Source organism: Lactobacillus rodentium (genome assembly GCF_003423665.1).
Taxonomy (GTDB): Bacteria; Bacillota; Bacilli; order Lactobacillales; family Lactobacillaceae; genus Lactobacillus; species Lactobacillus rodentium.
Genome location: NZ_BFBY01000021.1, coordinates 1 through 3,703 on the forward strand (window position 1 = coordinate 1; position 3,703 = coordinate 3,703).

General features: G+C 28.2%; 4 protein-coding genes and 2 pseudogenes. 1 reads left to right on the forward strand and 5 read right to left on the reverse strand.

The genetic code is table 11. The features are described 5' to 3' along the window. The 5 genes and pseudogenes from LrDSM24759_RS07505 to LrDSM24759_RS07525 form a co-directional block, all read right to left on the reverse strand. Window positions 1-180 (reverse strand): annotated as a pseudogene (locus tag LrDSM24759_RS07505) (IS3 family transposase); the annotation flags it as partial. A 77-nt stretch (window positions 181-257) separates the two neighbouring features. Then, on the reverse strand, window positions 258-1,073 hold the full coding sequence (locus tag LrDSM24759_RS07510; protein ID WP_133297799.1) for a hypothetical protein: 816 nt from the start codon (window positions 1,071-1,073) through the stop codon (window positions 258-260). Between the two features lie 3 nt (window positions 1,074-1,076). Beyond that, window positions 1,077-1,868, reverse strand: a complete 792-nt coding sequence (locus LrDSM24759_RS07515; protein ID WP_117118843.1) for a hypothetical protein — start codon at window positions 1,866-1,868, stop codon at window positions 1,077-1,079. Next, window positions 1,868-2,575 carry an ATP-binding cassette domain-containing protein gene (locus LrDSM24759_RS07520; RefSeq protein WP_117118844.1) on the reverse strand — a complete coding sequence of 236 codons (708 nt, stop codon included), beginning with the start codon at window positions 2,573-2,575 and terminating at the stop codon, window positions 1,868-1,870. Before LrDSM24759_RS07520 ends, LrDSM24759_RS07515 begins: the two co-directional genes overlap by 1 nt. Window position 2,576: 1 nt before the next feature. After that, entirely contained in the window at window positions 2,577-2,945 is a 369-nt protein-coding gene (locus tag LrDSM24759_RS07525) for a GntR family transcriptional regulator (protein ID WP_117118845.1), read from the reverse strand. Window positions 2,946-3,584: 639 nt separating this feature from the next. On the opposite strand from LrDSM24759_RS07525, the pseudogene LrDSM24759_RS07530 reads away from it, so the two are divergent. Continuing rightward, window positions 3,585-3,703: pseudogene (locus LrDSM24759_RS07530) on the forward strand (Mobile element protein); the annotation flags it as partial.

Consider the following 3,703-nt stretch of genomic DNA (forward strand, 5'->3'; position numbering starts at 1 on the left):
TGGATAAGTTGTATGAGATCGATTTAAAATATTACTTCCGTAACGATCTATTAAATTAAGCATATAACGGAGATTACTTGAATTAACTCCATATTTTTTACTTAACCATGTAGAAGATTTTCCATATTTTTTCCAATAATTATAAATATCAATTTTATCTTGCTTTGTTAATTTGGACATAATAAAACCCCGAAATTCTTGTCCGAATTTCGGGGTTCATATCAGTTTTCTTAGCAGCTTTAGCTCTTTTTTATTGCTTAATTATTATCTTGTATTTCAAAATAATTTTTTAATTCCCACGTTCCAATTCCTATAAATATGAGATTAAAAATTGTGAGTGTCAAAAATGCTATGCCAATACCAGAATGTGCTAAATTATTGCGCATAATAAAATTAATTCTAAGAATATCGCTAATTCCCATTAAAAAACGGTTAAAAGAATAATAAGAAATCAAGATTAAGGCAATTGTTGTAACCCATTGAGTTAGCTTTTTAACCTTTGTACTAACAAAATTACTGATTGTTCTTCGAGTAATCAATATGAGAGCACATATGCTATAAATAAATATAAGTATCAATACAATTAAAAGTAAAATTTTTAGATAATCTATAAAATTCAAATCAAACCATGAAGTAGAACTTAGAAGATACGGACCAATAAAAGGTAAATGAATCATCCAAGTATCAGAAGAATGATGAATTAAAGGAACCATAAAAATTAATAAAAGAAGCGTTTGGAGAAAAACAAAGTATAGGCACCCAATTAAGGCAGAAGATAAATGCGTTAAATAAAGTTTAGTAGTGCTCATGGGAATTAAATTCCATGTTTTAGATGCCAACATTTTATTACTTTCCCAAATAGAGATGACTAAGTAGATAATCAACCCAATTACCGCCGACCATGTTATAGTTACAAATAAATCAACTTGCCAAAATGTATTGTCAAAAACGTGATCCGACATTGTCCAAATGCTTATTAAAATTCCAGCAATAATTTGAATGATAAAAATCGAATGAATTGTTTTAATTCTAACCTTTAATTCTTGCCAGAGAAGTGTATTAAATTTCGTCACCACTTATCTCCCCTCATGATAATTTTTTAAAAGCCAGATATTTAAGAATAGAAAAATTAAATCGATAAAAATCATTACCCCATCTAGCCGAACCCATTGAAGCCAAGTATTGGAACTAAAGAAATTAATACTAGCTGCTAAATCAATCATATTAATTCCAATAATTAATGTAATTACAACTATTACTACAATTAATAGAAATCTAGCAAGTTTAGAATTATTTTTTGATAATTGTTCAACTAATAATGTACTTACAAAATTAACAGTCGTCACAAAAAGATAGAGAGCAATCAAGAAAAGTAGCATGAATACTACTATCAAGATAGATATTGGAAGCACATCCTTCAAAATTAAATCCATTCTTTTAAGGATTAGAGAATATGTTAGTCCTACGCCTTTTCTGAATTCTTTGAATGCAGTTAATGGAATAAGGACAATTAAGGCCATAATGACTTGCATAAATACTAAGTAAATAGCATTTAAAACTGAACTAAATAAATTTACTAAATAAAAATTTTTACTTGAAATCGGTAATAATTGCCAAGTTTTAGAAGAATTGATTTTTTCATTACTTACGGTAGAAATAAAAAGATAGATGATAATCGCAAAAATACTAGTTATTTCTACCATTACAATTCCCATGGACCATTTGTCTAAAAGAGTAAGTTTAGAATTATAGATAGCTAACCAGCAAGCTCCAATAATTGCCACAATAAACTGCAACAGGAGTAAGAAATTAACACTTTTATTTTTTAATTTAAAAGTGTATTTAAAAAATTCACCTGTACTTAGCATTATTCAGTACCTCCATCCTCATAAAGAGCTTCATAATACTGATCAATACTTTTTCCCTCTGCTCGAACATCATCTGCTGAGAGATGACGGTAAATAGTTTTATCTTTAATAATGACAATTTCATCAAGAATTGAAGAAATTTCATTTACAAAGTGATCAGAAATAATTATTGTCGCATCTGGATCTTTCCATAACAAAATCGAATTAATAATTCTTTTTCTTGCCATTACATCAATTCCAGAAAAAGGCTCATCAAGTAAATAAAGATTAGTTTTTCGACTTAATGTTAAAGCAATTTCCAACTTTTGTTTCATTCCTCGCGATAATTGACTTAATTTCATTTCGTCATTCAACTTCATGAAGTCCTTTAATTTTTCAAATTCTTCAATATCAAAATCAGAATACAAACTTAAAAAGAAATTTTTAACTTGTTCGATGGTATAACTTTCTAACAAGCCTTTGAGTGCATCGGTCATTGATAAATTAGCTTTACGTTGAACTACATCTTGCTCACCATTTACTTTAACTATGCCGTGATAGTTTTTAGCTAGGCCTGAAATAATCCTCATTAGGGTAGTCTTTCCTGCACCATTTTCCCCTAATAGAGCAACTATTTTTCCTTTTCCAATTTTTAAATTGATATTCTTTAAAATTTCTTGTCGGTTCTTTTTGTAACTTACATTTTCTAATTCTAGATTCTCACTCATCTTAATTTTCTCCCCTCTTTTCAATATAGTTTTTAAGCTCTTTTAATGTTTCTTCCGGAGTAAGACCTAATTGTCTTGTACTTTCTAAAAATTCGCTCATAGTGTCTTTAATTAGCTCCTGTCGCTTTTTAGTAATCAAATTAATGTCGTTTGTAACAAAGGATCCTAATCCTCGTCTTACTTCTAGAATTCCCTCATTATTCATTTCATTCAAAGCACGTTGAACAGTATTAACGTTTACAGTTAATTCCACTGCTAAATGTCTAACCGAAGGTATCTTTTCGCCAGGTTTTATTAATCCTAAGGCAATTTGACGATATAAGTACTTTTGAATTTGCTGATAAATAGGTATATTATCTTGAAACTCCATAATTCCTCCTACTGTATTATTTAACTAATACACTACTATATAAATAATTTAAGTGCAACTTTTATTTTTATGTTTCACAATTTAAATTAAATAATTTTAATAAATATTTTGTAAGCGTTTTTCTTAGCTACCACAAGCCTTTAGTTCTCTTCATGAATAAGATTATATAATAGAAGTGTACAACGTTTTTTAATTTATCATTAATTTTATAGCCTGCTATAACAGCATTTGTGTACCTCCTTATCAACTTCTTTTTATAAAGATATGTAGTTTTTGTTTCACATTTACCATTATCTTAATCTTCAGAATATTTTTTCCACATTATCTATTTTTTAATTTGACATCAAAAGATAATTATTTAAAATTGACCAAACAAAACATTCTAAGCTAAATAGTGAATTAGTTATCCGACGGGATAATTAATTCACTATTTTTATTCTCTTGTAGAATTTAAGTAGTAGTAAAACTATATGTCAAAGTTCTCTTAGACACTTGATGTCGTAAACAAAACTGGCAGTTTTACTTAAGTTATCAATAGTCTCTTCGAAGAATGTGGACACTTTGATGTCGAGTTTAGAAAATTAGATCTGATTTCTTAAGTAAATACGTTTTACTACTCATACTTAGGAGGTTTATATTATGCAAGTTACTTTTGGAATTGATGTAAGTAAGTCTACTACTACTATTTGTGAGCTAATTGGTGAAAGTAAAAATGAATTTACCATTACTAATGATCGTCCTGGTTTTATTAAATTGCT